The 18,597-nt window shown below is 53.5% G+C and carries 24 protein-coding genes and 1 pseudogene; 17 read left to right on the forward strand and 8 right to left on the reverse strand.

What is annotated here, in order from left to right:
- Positions 1-171: 171 nt before the first annotated feature.
- The 3 genes from METLA_RS0109410 to METLA_RS0109420 are packed head-to-tail and all read left to right on the forward strand — an operon-like array spanning position 172 to position 3,396.
- Complete coding sequence (locus METLA_RS0109410) at positions 172-1,413, forward strand: site-specific integrase (protein WP_024298169.1); 1,242 nt, start codon at positions 172-174, stop codon at positions 1,411-1,413.
- Entirely contained in the window at positions 1,410-2,387 is a 978-nt protein-coding gene (locus METLA_RS0109415) for a tyrosine-type recombinase/integrase (protein ID WP_024298170.1), read from the forward strand. The genes METLA_RS0109410 and METLA_RS0109415 overlap by 4 nt, the downstream gene beginning before the upstream one ends.
- Positions 2,380-3,396 (forward strand): tyrosine-type recombinase/integrase, encoded by a 1,017-nt coding sequence (locus METLA_RS0109420; protein WP_024298171.1) that lies wholly within the window; start codon positions 2,380-2,382, stop codon positions 3,394-3,396. Before METLA_RS0109415 ends, METLA_RS0109420 begins: the two co-directional genes overlap by 8 nt.
- A 225-nt stretch (positions 3,397-3,621) precedes the next feature.
- On the opposite strand, the gene ubiA is transcribed toward METLA_RS0109420, so the two are convergent.
- Positions 3,622-4,503: a 4-hydroxybenzoate octaprenyltransferase gene (ubiA, locus tag METLA_RS0109425; protein ID WP_024298313.1), complete on the reverse strand. Its 882-nt coding sequence runs from the start codon at positions 4,501-4,503 to the stop codon at positions 3,622-3,624.
- Positions 4,504-4,593: 90 nt separating this feature from the next.
- On the opposite strand from ubiA, the gene arsC reads away from it, so the two are divergent.
- From arsC to METLA_RS0109465, 8 genes are read left to right on the forward strand one after another with little or no spacing between them, the layout of a single operon-like run.
- On the forward strand, positions 4,594-4,941 hold the full coding sequence (gene arsC, locus METLA_RS0109430; RefSeq protein WP_024298314.1) for an arsenate reductase (glutaredoxin): 348 nt from the start codon (positions 4,594-4,596) through the stop codon (positions 4,939-4,941).
- 2 nt (positions 4,942-4,943) lie between these two features.
- Positions 4,944-5,543 (forward strand): NAD(P)H:quinone oxidoreductase, encoded by a 600-nt coding sequence (gene wrbA, locus METLA_RS0109435; protein WP_024298315.1) that lies wholly within the window; start codon positions 4,944-4,946, stop codon positions 5,541-5,543.
- Between the two features lie 5 nt (positions 5,544-5,548).
- A complete protein-coding gene (locus METLA_RS0109440; RefSeq protein WP_029646556.1) occupies positions 5,549-5,896 on the forward strand; it encodes a DUF2069 domain-containing protein in 348 nt (115 codons plus the stop codon).
- A gap of 3 nt (positions 5,897-5,899) precedes the next feature.
- A complete protein-coding gene (gene hda, locus METLA_RS0109445; protein ID WP_024298317.1) occupies positions 5,900-6,601 on the forward strand; it encodes a DnaA regulatory inactivator Hda in 702 nt (233 codons plus the stop codon).
- Positions 6,585-7,556: a ketopantoate reductase family protein gene (locus tag METLA_RS0109450; protein ID WP_024298318.1), complete on the forward strand. Its 972-nt coding sequence runs from the start codon at positions 6,585-6,587 to the stop codon at positions 7,554-7,556. Before hda ends, METLA_RS0109450 begins: the two co-directional genes overlap by 17 nt.
- Positions 7,543-8,061: a DUF2380 domain-containing protein gene (locus METLA_RS0109455; RefSeq protein WP_024298319.1), complete on the forward strand. Its 519-nt coding sequence runs from the start codon at positions 7,543-7,545 to the stop codon at positions 8,059-8,061. Before METLA_RS0109450 ends, METLA_RS0109455 begins: the two co-directional genes overlap by 14 nt.
- A 49-nt stretch (positions 8,062-8,110) precedes the next feature.
- Positions 8,111-9,715, forward strand: a complete 1,605-nt coding sequence (locus METLA_RS0109460; protein ID WP_024298320.1) for a potassium channel protein — start codon at positions 8,111-8,113, stop codon at positions 9,713-9,715.
- Positions 9,712-10,413: an NAD-binding protein gene (locus METLA_RS0109465; protein WP_024298321.1), complete on the forward strand. Its 702-nt coding sequence runs from the start codon at positions 9,712-9,714 to the stop codon at positions 10,411-10,413. Before METLA_RS0109460 ends, METLA_RS0109465 begins: the two co-directional genes overlap by 4 nt.
- A 55-nt stretch (positions 10,414-10,468) precedes the next feature.
- Here the strand turns inward: METLA_RS0109465 and fliG are convergent, their stop codons facing one another.
- The 6 genes from fliG to fae all read right to left on the reverse strand — a co-directional run bounded on the left by fliG (position 10,469) and on the right by fae (position 15,213).
- Positions 10,469-11,464, reverse strand: coding sequence for a flagellar motor switch protein FliG (gene fliG / locus METLA_RS0109470; RefSeq protein ID WP_245598770.1), 996 nt, complete (start codon positions 11,462-11,464; stop codon positions 10,469-10,471).
- Between the two features lie 4 nt (positions 11,465-11,468).
- The gene (locus METLA_RS21940) at positions 11,469-12,017 is read right to left on the reverse strand and encodes a FliO/MopB family protein (protein ID WP_245598771.1); all 549 of its coding nucleotides are present in this window, start codon (positions 12,015-12,017) and stop codon (positions 11,469-11,471) included.
- Between the two features lie 65 nt (positions 12,018-12,082).
- Positions 12,083-12,436, reverse strand: a complete 354-nt coding sequence (gene fliN, locus METLA_RS0109480) for a flagellar motor switch protein FliN (protein WP_024298324.1) — start codon at positions 12,434-12,436, stop codon at positions 12,083-12,085.
- Positions 12,437-12,479: 43 nt separating this feature from the next.
- A complete protein-coding gene (gene fliM, locus METLA_RS0109485) occupies positions 12,480-13,466 on the reverse strand; it encodes a flagellar motor switch protein FliM (RefSeq protein ID WP_024298325.1) in 987 nt (328 codons plus the stop codon).
- A gap of 450 nt (positions 13,467-13,916) precedes the next feature.
- Positions 13,917-14,390: a hypothetical protein gene (locus METLA_RS0109490; protein WP_024298326.1), complete on the reverse strand. Its 474-nt coding sequence runs from the start codon at positions 14,388-14,390 to the stop codon at positions 13,917-13,919.
- A gap of 310 nt (positions 14,391-14,700) precedes the next feature.
- On the reverse strand, positions 14,701-15,213 hold the full coding sequence (fae, locus tag METLA_RS0109495; RefSeq protein WP_036282313.1) for a formaldehyde-activating enzyme: 513 nt from the start codon (positions 15,211-15,213) through the stop codon (positions 14,701-14,703).
- Positions 15,214-15,851: 638 nt separating this feature from the next.
- Here fae and METLA_RS23960 point away from each other — a divergent pair.
- From METLA_RS23960 to smbP, 5 genes and pseudogenes are all read left to right on the forward strand, one after another.
- A pseudogene (locus METLA_RS23960) lies at positions 15,852-16,172 on the forward strand (helix-turn-helix domain-containing protein); the annotation flags it as partial.
- Positions 16,167-16,292, forward strand: a complete 126-nt coding sequence (locus METLA_RS23965; protein ID WP_425411758.1) for a winged helix-turn-helix domain-containing protein — start codon at positions 16,167-16,169, stop codon at positions 16,290-16,292. The pseudogene METLA_RS23960 and the gene METLA_RS23965, both read left to right, overlap by 6 nt.
- Positions 16,250-16,822 (forward strand): IS630 family transposase, encoded by a 573-nt coding sequence (locus METLA_RS0109505; protein ID WP_161635402.1) that lies wholly within the window; start codon positions 16,250-16,252, stop codon positions 16,820-16,822. The genes METLA_RS23965 and METLA_RS0109505 overlap by 43 nt, the downstream gene beginning before the upstream one ends.
- A 320-nt stretch (positions 16,823-17,142) precedes the next feature.
- Complete coding sequence (locus METLA_RS23515; protein WP_084480111.1) at positions 17,143-17,430, forward strand: GDCCVxC domain-containing (seleno)protein; 288 nt, start codon at positions 17,143-17,145, stop codon at positions 17,428-17,430.
- 69 nt (positions 17,431-17,499) lie between these two features.
- A complete protein-coding gene (gene smbP / locus METLA_RS0109510; RefSeq protein WP_024298330.1) occupies positions 17,500-17,844 on the forward strand; it encodes a small metal-binding protein SmbP in 345 nt (114 codons plus the stop codon).
- A 55-nt stretch (positions 17,845-17,899) separates the two neighbouring features.
- Here smbP and METLA_RS22575 read toward each other — a convergent pair whose 3' ends face one another.
- The gene (locus tag METLA_RS22575; RefSeq protein ID WP_152539413.1) at positions 17,900-18,091 is read right to left on the reverse strand and encodes a hypothetical protein; all 192 of its coding nucleotides are present in this window, start codon (positions 18,089-18,091) and stop codon (positions 17,900-17,902) included.
- 27 nt (positions 18,092-18,118) lie between these two features.
- Between METLA_RS22575 and METLA_RS0109520 the strand changes: the two genes are divergently transcribed.
- Complete coding sequence (locus METLA_RS0109520; RefSeq protein WP_024298331.1) at positions 18,119-18,505, forward strand: pyridoxamine 5'-phosphate oxidase family protein; 387 nt, start codon at positions 18,119-18,121, stop codon at positions 18,503-18,505.
- Positions 18,506-18,597: the final 92 nt, after the last annotated feature.

Consider the following 18,597-nt stretch of genomic DNA (forward strand, 5'->3'; position numbering starts at 1 on the left):
GAGCTTAACATAGCGACCCCTATGTGTAGTTGCAAACTATGTGTAGCTTGTTGATCTTTATTGCCTGAGAGATTGAGCGCGACTGGGTTTGAGCCGAGATGCTTTATCCGTAGCTTGACATAGTTTTGCCGAAGTCCTGAAGTGAAAACTCATTCACCTCAGGAGATTGCCATGTATTCTAATCACCATACCAGCAGTTGGCTGCTTGAAAGCCAATTAGCTCCTTTCGTTGATGCTTTTATGCTGCGCTTGTTCGACTGCCGCTATGCATTCAATACCATTAATAATTACCTTGCCGGACTGACCCATTTTGCTCACTGGCTTACCGAGAGCCATATTGATGTCAAAACCATCGACGAAAGGCTAATCCAGCGTTTTCTGGATGATCATCTGCCGAACTGCTGCTGCGAGAAACCGGCATTCTCTGATGCCAAGGATTTACATGCGGCACTGGGCCATTTACTGAGAGTTCTGCGGGTCAACGCCATCATCGCCGATTCATCGATAGGCCAAACGCCCGTAGACGAGGAGCTTCGACGATTCGATGACCACATGAGCCATGTGCGTGGACTCGCTGCCAGAACACGTAAACAGTATCTTGCTGTCGTTCGCTGCCTGCTATTAGCGCAGTTTGCTGATCGAGAGGTCGTGATTGCTGCGATCAAAGCAAACCAGATTCGCCAGTTCATAGCCAGCCAAAGCTCGCAATGTCGTGTGGCGTCCAGTATCGGCGCATCGGTTTCGGCATTACGCAGTTATTTTCGCTATCGCGCTACCCTGGGCGATGCAGTCCATCATTTAATAGGTGCCACCAGTTTTCCGGCCAACTGGCAACAAGCTTCGCTACCGAAAACCCTGACCAAGCACGAAGTTGAACGCTTATTAGGTGCGCTTGCGCAGGATGGCCCGGCGGCGCTCCGAACGGCGGCCATCGTGCATTGCGCATTGGACCTTGGCTTACGCAGTAGCGAGGTCGCTTACCTTGGACTGGATGACATCGATTGGTCTGCGGCGACAATTACACTACGTGGCACCAAGGGTCGACGTGAAGCTATCATGCCCTTACCAGCAGCCACCGGTCAAGCGATTGCCGATTACCTGAAGTATGAACGACCACCCACCAGCAATCGTGCGGTGTTCGTGCGTAACGTGGCGCCACGCGATCAGCCTGTCGGCCCTGATCTGATCCGAAAATCGATCCGTCAGGCTTATGCGCGTGCGGGTTTACCCTATACGCGGTCGCATCTTCTGCGGCATACCATGGCTAGCAGACTCCTGGAGAGTGGTAGTTCCCTCAAAGAAGTCGCGGATGTCTTACGGCATCGGTCACTTAATACCACGCTGGTTTACGCCAAACTCGACAGCCAGAACCTGGCGGCAGTCGCTTTGCCTTGGCCTGGGAGTGCGTCATGAATGCCCCTATCACGATGGCCACCCATGCCGAAAATTACTTGCATGAACGGCGGCGACTAGGCTTTGGCTTGCGCTCGCCTGGCTACTCGATTATCAGTTTTGCTCATTATATTGATGCCTTGAACACCCAAGAACCGCTAACCGTCGAGATGATGGCAGATTGGGCACGACAAGACCAGGGACATAGCGCTGATCCTACCACCTGGGCGAGGCGGTTGAAGCATCTGCGCTCGTTTTGCCGTTACCTGCGACAATTTGAGCCGCGCACCGAGGTGCCCGACGACAGTCTCTTTGGCCGAGTCGGCCAGCGATTAGCGCCGCACATTTATAGCGGGCAGGAGATTATCGACTTGCTGAATGCCGCGCATAACCTGGATTCCTTTATTCCAGGGCTTAGGGGTGCCACTTACGAGACGTTGTTCGGGTTACTCGCGTCCACGGGTCTGCGAATTTCCGAAGCCTTGCATTTACTGGATTCGAATGTCGATCTAAAGGCTGGCATACTCACCATACGGCAAACCAAATTTGCCAAATCACGCTATGTACCGCTCCATCCCAGCACGGTGGATGCATTAAGGCAATACCAATCACTACGAAATCGTCATATCGAGGTGTCCGATGAGACACGATTTTTTGTGGGCGATCGTGGCCGACGGCTAGGACAACCGCTCAGTCAAAGGCAAGTTCATCGCGTATTCATCGCTATACGCAATCACTTGGGCTGGATTAATCGGGGTGCTCACAATGGCCCGCGCATTCACGACTTGCGACATACGTTTATAGTCCGCCGTATACTGCTGTGGCAAACCCAAGGCACGAATGTCGACCAACAGATGCTGGCATTATCTACCTATGTCGGGCATGCCATGGTCACCAATACGTACTGGTATCTCACTGGCATTCCTGAGCTCATGGCCGGGGCGGCCAATCGGTTTGAAGCCTTTGCGCAGCTACCGGAGACAGGCCATGACTAAAACAACAGCACCCCATCCAGTCTCCTTCTCGGCTTTGGTCCAGCAGTTTTTTACCGAATATCTGGTCAATCAACGTGCCATGAGTCCGCGCACGATTGCCTCGTATCGGGATGCCATGTTGCTATTCCTGGATTTCACCCGCCATCACCTGGGTAAAATGCCGACGGCGCTGAATTTAGCGGATATAACGCCGGATTTGATCCTGGCCTTCTTGGACCATTTAGAGCAGCATCGCCACAACGCAGTGCGTAGCCGGAACTTGAGGCTGACCGCCTTACGTGCATTTTTGAAATTCGCCGCCCGACGCGATGTATCGTCATTTTTTGTCATCGAACAGGCGTTGGGTATCCCCATGAAGCGGTTCGAACGCCCCATGTTGGGTTTTCTGAGCCGCGAGGAGATGTTAGCAATCTTGGGCCAACCCGGTGAAACCTGGACATCCCAGCGTGACCATCTGTTGCTGACCCTACTTTACAACACCGGTGCTCGCGTTTCTGAAATCATTGGCGTCAAGGTCGGTGATATCGTCATGGGTGAATCGGCTTGTGTCCATCTGCGCGGCAAGGGCCGTAAGCAGCGTTCAACACCTTTATGGAAAAGCACGATCCAGGAAATTCGAGCTTGGTTAAAGCACAACCCAACGTTAAGCGTTGATTCACCACTGTTACCGAATCGAGATGGCCAGTCAATGTCGCGATTTAACGTCACGCAGCGACTCAATCTTGCAGTCGCGCATGCTGCCCAGACGATGAGCAGTCTTTCCAAACGAAAGATATCGCCACACACCATCCGTCATACCACGGCCATGCATCTACTCCAGTCGGGTGTGGCTTTTAACGTGATTGCCCTATGGCTGGGACATGAGAGCACGACCACTACCCATCGGTACGTAGAGGCCGACTTGGCGATGAAGAATAAAGCGCTGGCAAGGCTCCAATCACCGGAAACAAAAAGTTGCCGTTACCATCCTGATGACGATACATTGATGCAGTTTCTTCAGGCGCTGTAATTATGTGTAGTTGAGGTTTGCCCCAAGTGACAGCACTCAAGGGTGGACCTCAACGGTAAAATTGCATATACACATAGTTTGCCACTACACATAGGGGTCGAAGTCTGCCTATTTATGTCGGATTTAAGTTAAGGTCAATTTTTTAAGCCTTCAGTTCAAGCCCAGAGTTTTACACCGAGAAGGAATTTTATGTAACGAGTTCATGAGGCCTTCTCACCCATCCGTCTAAACAAACAGATAATCCAGCACCAATCCTATAAAAACCGCCAGACCAAACCAGTTGTTATTCAAAAACGCCTTGAAGCAGAGCGTTTTTTCGCGGCGGAATATCAGTTTCTGCTGATAACCGGCTAGCCCCGCCGCAACCAGAAGCCCGGCGTAATAAAACAGACCCAGTTCCTGCATGCGCCCGACAATCACCAACAGGCCAAGCATCACGATCTGCAACGCTCCCATGATATGACGGTCATAGTCGCCGAACAGGATTGCGGTCGATTTGACGCCGATCTTCAGATCATCGTCCTTGTCGACCATCGCGTACATCGTGTCGTAAACCAGCGCCCAGAGCAGCACGGCCAGATACAATAGCCAGCCGACCAGAGGAATCGTGTTCGTCTGCGCGGCGAACGCCATCGGCACCGCCCAGCCGAACGCCATGCCGAGGTAGGCCTGCGGCAGATGCGTGAAGCGTTTCATGAACGGATAGCTGGCCGCGAGAAAGGCGCCGATGAACGACAGCCCTATCGTGAGCGGATTCATCAGCAGCACTAGGCCGAACGACACTAAAGTCAGCACCGCAAACAGGATCAACGCTTCCTTCGGCTGGACGCGGCCGGCCGCGATCGGGCGCTGTTTGGTGCGTTCGACATGCGGGTCGAAATCGCGGTCGGCATAATCGTTGATCACGCAGCCGGCGGCCCGCATCAGCACCACGCCCAGGAAAAACACCGTGAACACCAGCGCATCCGGCTTGCCGCGCCCCGCGATCCAGAGCGCCCACAGCGTCGGCCATAATAGAATCAGCGTGCCGATGGGCCGGTCGAAACGGGCGAGCAGCCAGTATTGTTTGGTGCGATCGGCGATGCGATCCGCAATGCGTGTTGTCAAGATAACCCCTTTTTCAGCGAGAGTTTGTGCGAGAAATGTTATTATAACTTTTTTATTTGAAAGAGCGCCGAAGCGCCAAAGGCAGCCGTTATGAAAGTTAAAATTTATCATAATCCGCGTTGCAGCAAATCCCGGGAAACGCTGCAACTGTTGCGGGACAAGGGTATTGAACCGGAGATTGTCGAATATCTGAAAAATCCGCCGAGCGCGGAAGAACTCGACGAGATACTGCAAAAACTCGGGATTGAACCGCGCGACCTGATGCGCCAAAAAGAGAAGCCTTACGATGAATTGGACCTGTTCGACAAATCGCTGGACCGGCAGACGCTGATCCGCGCGATGGTCGAGAACCCGATTCTGATCGAACGCCCGGTCGTGGTGATCGGGGATAAGGCCGCGATCGGCCGGCCGCCGGAAAACATCCTCGCGATCCTGTAACGATGACCAAAATCCTGGTGCTTTATTTCTCCCGGAACGGCGCGACCGCCGACATGGCGATGCAGATCGCGCGCGGCGTCGAAACGGTCGACGGCGCGGAAGCTGTGGTCAGGACCGTGCCCGACGTGTCCGCGGTGTGCGAAAAAACCGCCGAACGGATTCCCGCGCAGGGCCCGGTGTATGCGACGCTGGACGATCTGAAAAACTGCGACGGCCTGGCGCTGGGCAGTCCGACCCATTTCGGCAACATGGCCGCGCCGTTGAAATATTTCCTCGACAGCACGACCCCGATCTGGTTTTCGGGCGCGCTGGCGGGCAAACCGGCCGGCGTGTTCACCTCGACCGGCAGCCTGCACGGCGGCCAGGAAAGCACGCTGTTGTCGATGATGCTGCCGCTGCTGCATCACGGCATGTTGCTGGTCGGACTGCCCTACACCGAGGCGGCGCTGCGCGAGACGACATCGGGCGGCACGCCGTACGGACCGAGCCATCTGGAAGAGAAGAATTCGCGGCTCAGCGACCCCGAAAAGACGTTGTGCCGGGCGCTCGGCAAACGCCTCGCGCTCACTGCAAAAGCGCTGAAGGCGGGCATGCCGGCTTGAACAAGATGGCGCCGATCTTCTTTCGTTATCTGACGCTCAGCGGTTATTTCGGGCTGTTCGCGCTGATGATGCTGTGGCCGACCGTACTGGCGGCTGCACCGCAATTACCGGTCGCGCTGGTGCTGATCGTCACGGTGGCGCCGCTGTTGCTGTTGGTGCGCGGCTTGCTGGCGTTCAACCCGAAAAGCTATGCCTGGGCCGGCTTCATCAGCCTGTTGTATTTCGCGCACGGCGCGGTCGAAATTTACGCGAATGCCGGCGCCCGCTGGCTGGCGGGGTCTGAAATCCTGTTCAGCCTGCTGCTGTTTTTCGGTTCGGCGCTGACGCTCCGTTCTCGCGGGAAAGCCCGCTGAATCATGGCGAAACAACTGCCGTTGCAGTTCGTATTCAGGGCCAATCAAACGTTCCAGGACTTTTTTCCGGGCGTAAATTCGGCCGTCGTGAATCATCTGCAACACTGCGTCGACGGCAGCGGCGAAACGTTCATTTTTCTCTGGGGACAAGCCGGCCTCGGCAAGAGCCACCTTTTGCAGGCTTGCTGCCACGAGGCGCAAAAGCTGGGCCTTGCGAGCTTTTATTTCGACCTGCATCAAGCCGCCGAGTCTTCCGCCGAATTGCTGAACGGCCTCGAAGCCTGCGAACTCGTCTGCCTCGACAATGTCGAAGCGGTGGCGGGCCTTGCCGACTGGGAGGTGGCCTTGTTCAATTTTTTCAATCGGCACCGGGACCTCGGGCATAGGCTGATCATCTCCTCGGGCGTCAGCCCCAAAGCCTTGGCGATTGAATTGCCCGACTTGAAAACGCGCCTGAATTGGGGGCTCGGTTTGAACATACAAACGCCGGACGATGAAGGCCGTATTGCCGCGCTGGTATATAAAGCCCGGCGCATGGGACTGGAGATTTCGCCGCAGGCCGGGCGCTTCCTGTTGAACCGCGCCGACCGCGAGATGGCGTCCTTATGGCGTCTGCTCGACAGCCTCGACCAGGCCTCCCTGTCCGCCAAACGCAAATTGACCATCCCTTTTTTGAAACAGATTTTGGATGAAAACCCCAGCTAGCAAAGTACTGATCGTCGGCGCCGGCGCCATCGGCGCCTTTTACGGATCGCTGCTCGCGAAGGCCGGCGCGGAAGTGTCGGTGGTCTGCCGCTCCGATTATGACGCGGTCAAACAATCCGGCTTCACGATCGACAGCGCCGATCTCGGCACTTATCGCTTCATGCCGAAAGCAGTGCTCAAGGACGCCGCGGACTTTCAAGGGCCTGCGGACTATGTGCTGCTCTGCACCAAGATACTGCCCGGCGCCGATCGGGCCGCGCTGCTGCGCCCCGTGGTCGCGCCGCAAACGTCGATCGTATTCATCCAGAACGGCGTCGATATCGAACAGGAAATGCTCGCGGCCTTCCCCGATAACGAAGTCGTCAGCGGCCTGGCGTTCATCTGCTGCAACCGGATCGGGCCGGGAGAGATCGCGCATCTGGCCTACGGCCGTCTGGCGCTGGGCAACCTGCCGGGCTCGGTCAGCGCTAAAACCCTGGAATTGTGCCGCTTGTTTCGGGAGTCCGGCATCGACTGTAATGCGAGCGATGCAATCGTCGCCGAACGCTGGCTCAAATGCGTCTGGAATGCGCCTTTCAATCCGTTGTCGGTGCTGTCCGGCGGACTCAGCACGGCCGAAATCCTGCACAGCGAAGAGCCTTTCGTGCGCCATATCATGCAGGACGTCTGCCGGATTGCCGAAGCCCTGGGCCACCCCTTGCCTATCGATGCGGTGGAACAAAACATCGAAAAGACCTACCGGATGCCGCCCTATAAGACCAGCATGCTGCTCGATTATGAACACGGCCGGCCTCTGGAAACCGAGGCGATTCTCGGCAATGCGATACGCGCGGCGGGGCGCGCGCATGTGCCCTGCCCTTATCTGGAATCGCTTTATGCGTCTATCCGCCTGAAACTGCTGGCGGACGCCAAACGCCGGCACTCCAACACAGCTTGCAGCCATGTGTCGTCATAAACTGGCATCAGGCAGCCTGTCTGCATTTTTGCTGTTGTCCTCGCTGTATTGCAGCGCGGCCCCCCGCATCGCGGTGCTCGATTTTGAACTGAAGGATCTGACTCCCGCGCCCTATATTCCGGCCGAAATCGCCCGTACCGCCAGCATCAAGCCGCTGCTGGAACAGGAGCTTGCAAAAGCAGGCTACCCGATCGTCCAGATCGATCGCCGCGACATCGCCGAGGCCGCCGCCGGCCCCGGCTACCTGTTCGATCACCACGACCTGGCCGCCGAACTGGCCAGGTCGGTTGACGCCGACTATGTCGTGGTCGGCAGGCTGCACAAGCCCAGCTACCTGTTCGCCTATTTGATGGCGCATCTGGTCGATGTACGGCAGGGCAAACTGGTCGGCGATTATGTTTCCGAGATCAAAGGCGGCGACAAGAAGTTGACCCTGAAAGGAGTCGAAAGCCTGGCCCGGAAGATCACCGCAACGCTTGCCCCAAATGCCTTTCGCTCCAGGTGAGCCTGGGCCGCGGCCAGTCAACGGTTAATCTCAAATCCTCCCTGCCGACATGCTGACGCGACTGCTGGTCTATCTCGCCTACTTCCTGAAAACCTCGGCACGGTATCAAAACACCAAACATTTTTTCCGGCGCTTGCTGCTGATCCCGCAGAGCCGGCCGAAAGCTTATTTCGATGTTTTCATGATCGTGCTGGTGATCATCAGCGTGTTCCTGCAGATCGATAAAGTCAGCCATCAGCCGCCGCACTGGCATCTGGTCTTTGAAGATTGCATCGTCGCGCTGTTCATCCTCGAATATCTCCTGCGCGCCTGGATTCATAACGACAGCCATCAAATCATCCTGGATCATTACGAGCGCTCGGAATACCTGGATATTCCGTTCAAGCTACACAAGGTGTTAACCGCGATCGCGGCGAAAAAAATCGACTATGCGTTCAGCCCGCTGGCGCTGATCGATTTGCTGGCCATCCTGCCCAGCTACCGGCCTTTGCGCGTTTTGCGAGTGTTTCTGATTTTCCGCCTGTTCAAGCTGTTCCGCTACATCAACAGCATCAAGCTGTTCACGCAGATCCTTTTTAACAAACGCTTTGAGCTTTACACCCTGGCGGTATTTTTGGGGCTGCTGCTTTTTATCGGCAGCACCGCCATTTTTTTGTTTGAGAACCCGGAAAACGGCGGTCACGTCAACGACTTGTTCGACGCCTTCTATCTGGCCGTCGTGACCATGTCGACGGTCGGCTACGGCGACATCGCCCCAGAAACCCCGGGAGGGCGCCTGGTCGTGATGGGGCTGATTTTTACCGGACTCGGCGTGTTGTCATTCTTCACCTCGATCATCGTCTCGGCCTTTAACGATAAAGTGAATGACCTCAGGGAGAATCAGGTGTATGCGGAATTGCACCAGCTCGAAGGGGTTGTGATCATTTGCGGCTTCGGCCGGGTCGGCATGCATATCGCGCGGCAGCTTGCCGAGCATCAACAGCCTTTCGTGATCATCGATAAATTGGATCATCATATAGAAGACGCCAGACGCCTCGGCTATCTGTCCATCCAGGGCGATGCGAGCAAGAACGACGTACTGACCCTGGCCGGCATCAACCGCAACGCCTCGGCGATTTTATGCACGACCGGCGACGATGTCAGCAATGTTTACATCACGCTGACCAGCCGCCAGTTGAATCCCGCGATTCGGATCATTTCGCGCGCCTACCTGCATGACAATGTCCGTAAACTGTATCAGGCCGGCGCGAATCATGTGATCGAACCGTTCGAAATCGCCGGCATGGCCGCCGCAGAATATGTCGGGCAACCGGTCGCTTTTGAAGCGATCGTCGGCATCATGCACGAGGAAAAAGAGTTCGTTCTCGACACCGTGGGCGCACATCCGGGCTCTTCGATCATCGGCAAAAAAATCACCGACATCGATTTCGGTCACAGCAAGCTGATGCTGATCGGCGTGATCAGCGCCCATCCCGCACATCTCAAACAACATGAGCGTTATCCGATGCAGGACCGGCATTTTTATTTCAACCCGAAACACACTTTCGAGGTGCAGGAAGGCGATTTGCTGGTCGTTTTAGGCAAACAGATCGGCATCGAGTATTTTCGCTATCAGATCGAAAAAAGCCGCTTCAACCTGGGCAGGAAAAAATGAAAAAAATTGCGGTATTCGGCGATCCCCGTATGGCGCTGGAAGCGCTGTCCCGATTCGACAAGGAAACCAGCTCTGTGATTTACGCCGCGCAAAATCGTCACGATGCGGAGTTCATCGCTGACCAGGGTTTCGCCGCCGAAGTGATCGATTTTCGCGATGACAGCGCGCTGCATACGCTCGGTATCGGCGTCGACATCGATTATTTATTCTGTTTTTTCGCGGCCGACTCGGATAATGTGTTTTTGACGCTGTCGGCACGTGCGCTCGACAAGAACCTGAACATCATCGCGACCATCGATGCGCCGGACGCCTCCGAGAAATTATTGGCCGCCGGCGCGAGCAAAATCATCGATCCCTACGAAATCAGCGGACGCAAAACCTATGAAATTCTGACCAAACCGGAAATCACCCACATCCTGGATCAGACCGTGCACCGGCGGCACGATCTGAATATCGCCGAAATCGAAATCCCGGCAGGCTCTTGGCTCGAAAACCGCAAAACCAGCGCGCTGAAATTAAACGAGCGTCATAACCTGATCCTGCTCGGCGTCGTCGATAAGGAAATCGGCGAGCAGTTGCATTTCGCGGTCGGCGACAAGGAGCATAGGCTGAATGCCGGCGATGTGCTGGTGGTGATGGGGCCGGCCGGGGAAATCAAGGCGTTCAAGGAAGGATTGTTGGGGAGCGATAACGTTTAGGTTTTCGCACATCATTGAGTTTACGCATTATTCGCATACCACAACGGCTGATAATCTAGTTCGCCGGATCATCACCGCTTCCGAATACGACCGCCCCCGAATCGGCCAGGCTTCTGACGATCAGCAAAATCTCTTTTTGCGCCGCCGCGACTTCGCCAGGCCGGGCAAGCGGCGCGGCTTCCAAGTCATCGCGCAGCATTTCCGCGGTGCGCCTTGACATATTGCTGAAGATTTTCTGCTTAAGACCCTCGCTCGCACCCTGCAGCGCCAGTAACAGCCGATCCGTCGCCACTTCGCGCAGCAAGCTTTGCATGCCCCGATCATTCAGATTGATCAGTTCTTCGAAGACAAACAGCTTGTCCTGAATTTTCTGCGCCAATTCGAAATGGCTGCCGGAAATAGCGTCCAGCACCTGGCTGCCGATAGGGTTATCCAAATAATTCAAAATATTCGCGGCGACATTGATGCCACGGACAAGCGAGGATTTGTCTTGTTGCTTGCCGGCCCATTGTTCTCTTATCACTTCATCCAGTTCCCGCAAGGCTTCCGGCGACACCCCCTCCAGCGAGGCGATCCGCATCACGAGATTCGGGCGCATTTCCTCGGGTAAGGCCGTGATCACCTCCGCCGCGCGCTGGCCGTCGAGCAAGGACAACAGATTGGCGGCGACCTGCGGATGCTCCGAGCGAAGCCAATCGGCTAGCGTCCGGGCATCCATCCGCTGCAAGCGCTGGATGCCTTCATTTCTGCCGCCGAGCAATACCCTGTCAATCATCGCTTCGGCTTTTTCGGGGCCGAGGGCATCCGCCATCACGCTGCGAACATAGTTTTCCGCATCGCCGCCTATGGCCGCCTGTTTTTGCCGGGAAGTCATGAATTGATCCAATACCCCTTCCACCATCGCCAGTGAAACCGCCTTCATCGACGCCATATGGGAACCGAGTAGCTCCACGTCATTCAATTCCAGATGTTTCAACACTTCGGAGGCCCTTTGCTGCCCCAACGCCAAAAGCACTAAGGAAGCGCGTTCGACTCCGTTAAATTTTTCCATGGAGCTATTCATCTCTGATCCAGGCTTTCAGGGTTTGTGCGGCTAATTTCGGATCTTGATCCACCAGGCTCCGCACCTGTTCGAGGCATTTTTCGTATCCCTCCGGCGAAAACGAGCGTGAAGGCGCCTCCTCAACGGCTGGTGGCGCCTGGTTGACTGTTTGGTGCTCGGCAACGTGGGCGGCGCGATCAGTCGGCACGCGTAGAATCGGATGATTGGCTGCGGTTAATCCAGAGTTTTCGTGATCAGTGCCTTGAATCCTGTCGGTCGTATTCAAACAGTCATCGCCTTCCAGCACATGCAAGGTTTGAATCCTGCCCGGCGTCACCCCCAAAACCAGCTGTTTCCTGCCCACCTGCAACAGCACGACCTTTTCCCACAGCCCCAAGGATACTCCGCCGGCCACGCGCATTTTGTCCGCACCCTCCGCGTTAACGCCGCTGAGCTTGCGGAACCCCCAAAAACCCAGCAACAAAATACCCAAGACCGCCAACAGGCTCACGCTCCACAGCGCAATGTCTTCGACGGCCAGATTTCCCGTTGGCACACTCACCGGCAACGCCTCGCACACCGCGAGCCGCAAGCATAATACAACGGAAAGGAGGATTCTTGCCCGCATCAGGCTAATCTTTTGACGCGTTCCGGCAGACTGATGATGTCGGTCAGCCGAATGCCGAATTTCTCGCTGATCACGACCACCTCGCCGCGCGCCACCAGGGTACCGTTCACCAGAATATCCAGGGGCTCGTCCGCCAGACGATCCAGCTCGACGATCGAGCCTTGATTCAACTGCAACAGATTGCCGATGCTGATCCGGGTGCGGCCGAATTCCATCGTCAGGGTCACCGGAACATCCAGAATTGCATCGAGATTCAGCGCGTCCTGGGAAGCTGCCGACGTTTTTGTACTTTCAAGCTGTAGGCTTTCCTCCCCCTCGCCGGCATTCACCTTAACATCATCGCTCTCAGTCATTTTTTCCACACTCTTTCATCTGATTCTCAACACCTGAACCGCTTCAGACGGCCTCAGTCCTTATACTTTTTTCAATGACCTGCACTGCACAATGCCCTTCCGAGGTGCACGGCCTGCCGGTAAACACGGGTACGCCTTCGGCCTGTAGCGACACGATTTTCGGCATCTCGATCGGAATGATGTCGCCTATTTTCAAACGTAAGAGATCGCCGACAGACAGGCTTTTTTCCGCCAGCACGCTGCTCACGGTGATACTCGCTTCCGTCACCTGATTGCGCAGCGCCGTGCGCCACTGCGGATCGGCATCCTCGCCGTCATCGCCGGAAGCCTCCAGCAAGCCGCTGATCGCTTCGATCATTACATAAGGCAGCAGTAGCGTCAGATCGCCGCCGTTGCCTTCCAGGGTGATGTTGAGTGTAGCGGTCATCACATAGTCATCCCTGCCGGCGACAGCCGTATAATTCGGATGGGTTTCCGATTCCAAATAGTCAAAATCGACGGACAACACCGGCTCCCAGGCGTCCTTCAGGCCGTTAAAGACCCTGTCCAGAATTTTCCGGATCACCCGCATTTCGGTCCGGGTAAACTCGCGGCCTTGCGCTTGCGAGCCAAAGTGGCCGTTGCCGCCGAAGACATAGTCCACGACGGTAAACACCAGCAGGGGATCCATCACGATCAAGGCCCGCCCCCGCAACGGGGCCATCCGGACACTATTCAGGCTGACCGGGGAGCGCTGCCGGTCCATATAATCGGCATATTTTTGCAGTTGAATCCCGGAAACGACGACATCCGGAGCCCGCCCCAACCACTGGAATAAAGACGTGCGTAAAGCGCCGGCAAAGCGGCCATGGATCATCTCCAGGGTCCGTATCTGTCCGCGCCGAACCCCTCTTTCCTGACTACTGAAATCATAGGGTTTGATCTCGTCCTGCAGGAGAAACTCCTGGCTTACGCTTGCAAAACCGCCGTCCTCCACGCTTTCCAGCAACCCCTCAATTTCTTCCTGCGAAAGCCAATCTGCTGTGCTCATAATGGATTTTGCTTGCCCCATGAATTAAAAAGCCCTGCGTTGACCTGAAAGCTAAGTTTAAAAAATATAGTTCAAGTATAGACACTGACTTCGGAAAGCGACGGAAACGCGGCATCGAGCACAAATTGGCAATGCCGGGTTGACAACATAGGGTGAACTGAGCGGAGCCGAAGCCAACGGCAAAAATATCTACTCAGGATTCTGCTAATAATAACGTCCCTATACCATGCTGGTTCCCAACGTCAACGTTGGGAACCCATCTTGCCAAGCTCTAGCTTGGCAAGATGGGAAGCTGGAGCTTCCCTGACCGCATTCCCAAGCTGGAGCTTGGGAATGCGCGCGGAGCGCAACTGGCCGCGTTAGCCTATGGCAATAACGTAGATCATGAGCGTAATAACGGAAGTTATTTTTTATCAAATCCTTAAGAAAACTCTGATGGACAAGATCATTTTATGGCTGCTCAAAAATTTCAGACATCGTGAGATTTGTGCTAATGAATTTGCTCAACTGATCCTTGGCGCCCCTAAATGCTGTGAAATCTTCTTCTGGAAGTCCAATAATGTTGGATTCCTCATGAACGAGCTCCCTAAGAAATCTGATTTGAGACTTTACAAGATCCCGTGGATGACTCATGGCGGCGATCCGGTCTGAGCCCATAGCATAATTGTTCAATCGATCAGCGAGTTCTTGATCAAAGATTTTCAATGTGGGGTGTAAGTTCTTGAGCGTTGAAATCATGCCATCGATAGCAAAGGCAAAATTAGCAAAATTCTGCTCATTTTGGTCATTCTCAAAATACTGAAAAGCGATATGGCAGTTGGACATAGCCCCATAAAGAGTATTAATAGCTTTCGCTAAATGATGTTTTGGAGTCAGGCTTTCGTGCCATTTTGTTTCGACGATATCAATCAATTTGGCCCACATATTACCTCCTACAAGGTAGCGAATAATCAGCTAACGTCATCAGAGTGGCTCCCTTTATGCATTCCATCTCATTGGGCTTTCTCCGGCACGCGGAAAAGCATCTTGAATCGCGTGCCAAGTTATGAGCCCCAAAGAGAAGCTGGGAGTATTTGCAGGCCCGGCGAGACAAGCCATGAGGATTGTCTCGCCAAATCCGCAGTTTACGTCATGGTTTTAACCAAGCCATTCGAAAGAGTCATCCTTGTAAATCCGGCGCAAAACGGTAAAATCCGAATTCCACGGTAAAGTTTGTTTTTATCCGATTTCCGCTTTAATCGTGTGCTGCGAGCGGGTGATGCATCACGTCTTCTTGGGAAATCACTTCGACAGGCGTCGGTTTTCCTTCGACAGCGCGTTTGATCGCCAGCTTTGTGGCTTCATAGTTCCAGTCCTGGATTTTATTATTGTCCTGGGCATCCCAGTGAATATAGATACCCACGCAGATAAATATATCGTCAGCTTCTTCTATCGGTATTACTCCCTCTTTGACGCTATCGACCACAGCCTTGGCCACGCCGCGTTCTGCAGGTCCGAACATTTGGTTTACCTGCTTCTCGTTTTTTATTTCAACTTTGTTGAACAGTAAAGTATTGGGCTTAGCCATAAGATTGGGCGCGACCAACGCCAGTAAGGCATTATCGCCCCGTTTCTGATTAGTCAGCGTATTACAAAATGCAATTTCCGCGGCGCTGCCGCGCGGCCCCATCACCAAATCAACGTGAGCCATTTCATTACCTTCGCCGACCAGAGCTTCGCCCACCATTACTTTATCGATTTTTGGCATTTTCATGTTGGTTTCTCCTGTAAAAAACCTCAAATCAAAAGACAAACGCCTGACTTAATAATTCCCTTCCCTAGAAAATTCAGGCCCGATTGTGAACTTAATTGAAACGATTCTCATCGAAAATCTGTTAATAACTTCATTTATTTATCCTGAATCCGTGCTCTGATTTCATATTTACAATGAATTTCAAATAGTTAGACTCCAATTGAGAATCATTTTGGGTGAATGCAATTTGCGTCTATCCATCTGTTGTACAAAGAATTTTCATAAAGTGAGCACGGATTCAGGTATCTATGCCGCGAAAAACTCATGAATAATACACCTAAACTCATACTTGGCATATTGTCTTTGTTTTTTTGGTTTTCATCATTCTTTGTTTGGAAATACTTTGATACCAACAGGACTACAATAGCACAACCTGAAAGTGGGAGAGTCTATCCTTTAAACACACACGGCTCAATTGTATATCTTACTTCTGGAGAACACTACTTTCTGTACGCTCTAATTGTGTTTGGCATAGTATTTTTCTTGTTAGCTATTGTTTTTCATTTAATTGGAGGTAATCATCTGTAGTAAGTAGATATGCATAGATAACCAGGAAAAATGAGCCTGTATGATAGCTGGTTTTCGAGGGGTAAATGAAGTTTGTGAAGGGAGTGAGCGAAGCGGAAAGGCGTACGTTGCTGGATGCTTCCCGCTACGCACCGTGGCCGCGTTTCAGGCAGCGGGCGCATGCGGTTCTATTGAGTGGTAAGCACTACAGTTTAGCCCAGTTGTCGGACATATTTGCTGTAGATCGGGATACGGTGTCGGGATGGCTGAGGGCATGGGAGCAGCACGGTTTGCTAGGCCTTCGCGACCAAGACCACCCTGGGCGACCCCGCAAGGGGACGGAGGGCGACCGTGAATGGCTGTTCGAGGCGATCCAAGACGCGCCTCACCAACTTCGGGAATTGTGCGAGCAATTCCAGGAGCGGACGGCGTGTACCCTCTCACAGGACACGGTTCGACGCTGGTTGAAAGAAAAAGGCTGGAGGTGGAAGCGCTGCCGCCGCAGCCTGAAGGAAAGCGGATATTGACTGCCTTCCATGAGCACGAAGCGGCGGGAGATCTTGATGTGTTCTACCTTGATGAAAGCGGTTTTAGTTCCCGTTCCTGCGTGCCTTACGCCTGGCAACCCAAGGGCGAAACCTTGCGCCTACCCGCCAATGTGTCGGGCCGGACAAATGTCATCGGTTTCCTGAACCGGAACAATGAAGCCTATTTCCACACGGTGGACGGCTCGGTCACACACAAGGAGATCATGGAGGCGATGAACGTTTCCGTCCGCTTGCGCAGCCCTGAAAAGTTGACCATCGTCGTCATGGACAACGCTTCGGTGCATCGCAAAGCTGTGGAGGAGGCCAGCGGGGAGTGGTTGGGGTTTCGTGTCTGGACCTGGTTCCTCCCGACTTATTCGCCTGAACTGAATCCAATCGAGATATTATGGAAGAAAATCAAATACGAGTGGTTGCCCTGGGCCGCCTACCATTGTTTTGAAACGATGCGCTCTGCGTTAGGCGAAATTTTCGAAAATTTGGGTGGCAAATACCGGGTTAATTTTGCATAGGTACTTATTGCGTCACATGGCGTGAGAACTCCGGATGCTTTTTGGAAAGTTATTGCCGAGGAGAGGCGCAGAATGAACGCGCGATTGCGCGGATTATGCAAAGCACGATAAGCCGGCTTCATCATGGTTGGTGCCTGGCGGGTGCAATAAAAGTTAGGAACACAGGAGTCTCGGATTTAGTTTCGGTGGAATGCGAGATTTGTGTTCAATTTTGGATTTTGAACTTAACGTCGTTTGTTTTCTCATAGGAATAGGTATTTTTTTCATTTTGGAAAAACCGGTATCATTTTGTTAAGAATGGATAAAGAGAGGCATGCGCCATGTGTTCAAAACTTACCGAGGCTGCCAGCGTTCTTTCTGATAACAGTGTTATTCTGGAATCGACGATAACCTGTCCAGAGTGTGGGTATGCCGAACCAGAGATCATGCCTACTGATGCCTGCTTGTTTTTTTATCAATGCATGTCCTGCAAAACCCTGCTTAAGCCCAAGTCGGGCGATTGTTGTGTTTTCTGTTCCTATGGGTCTGTGACATGCCCACCCATGCAGCAGGGAAAGGTCTGCATTGAAGCCAAGGGTGAGGATAAACTGGTAATACAGAGTAAATAGTCTCCTGATCCCTGGCGAATTTTCGCAAGTCAGGATTATCCGTCAATAAAAAACACATGAGAGGGCACTATGAAAAAAATAGCATTAATAAGCGCGATTTTATTGAGTTTTCTAAGTTTTTCGGCCTTTGCTGAAGAGCATGCCGATGCGGCTTTGAATCATACCAAAATGGCGATTGAGCAGGGAAAAGCCGGGCATGGCCCGGTTTTGGTAGAACATGCCACTGAAGCATTAAAACATGCGAATGCGGCGGCCGGAGTCGCAACGGGTGAATCCAAGACGCATATGGACGCCGCCGTTAAATCACTGGAGTCGGCGATAGAGCACGGTAAAATGCAAGGTGCGGAACATGTAGATGCCGCTACAAAAGCCGCCGAAGAAGCTGAGGAACATATCAAGGCCGGCAATAAATAATTTTTAACCCAATACAAACGGACGGGGTTCTCTTCGTCCGTTTGTTACCTGTTATTTACGCATGCAGGAACTTGGCTAAAAAAAGCCCGAAAAGGTGGCCGCAATGTTGAGGATGGTGTTTGAAATCGTGATGGCGTTGGCTGTCGTACTCACTATTGTGATGATCACAAAGCTTGGCGCGCTGCAAAATAATGCGAACAGCGATGACGAGAATGAGGATGATAATAGCCCATAGAACTGTAGGCATGCCTAAGCCAAGTCCGGGAGGTGTGCTATGAAGGTGGAGACGTTGCAGGCGGCTGTGGATCTGGCCAGAAGTTTGAAACATGTCTTCGTGGCTACGACCGACTCCGAGGGAATGCCCCATGTCGCGGCCGCTGCGAAGGTCGTGCTGGCGTCCGAGAACCAACTGGCTGTGCAGGAATGGTTCTGCCCGGGCACGGTGCGGAACGTGAGCGAGAATCCATCCGTCGCCATCGTGGTCTGGGATGCCGAAAACGACAAGGGCTATCAGTTGCTAGGGGTGACTGAGAATGTCAAGGAATTGGCCGTGCTCAACGGCTATGCGCCGGGAATTGACGATGAAACCCAGCTACCGCAGGTCGAGCGACAGCTGTATGCTGATCAGGATGGTCGAGAAGCTGGGCGCCTTCCCGTATAAGGGGTTGACTTGCGGGCTTAGCAGGCCGGAAACGGCCTCTGTGTGCCGGAAGTTTGAATATCCCGTTACGCCCGCGGGTTTAAAAAATGTTT

The organism is Methylomicrobium lacus LW14, from assembly GCF_000527095.1.
GTDB lineage: Bacteria > Pseudomonadota > Gammaproteobacteria > Methylococcales > Methylomonadaceae > Methylomicrobium > Methylomicrobium lacus.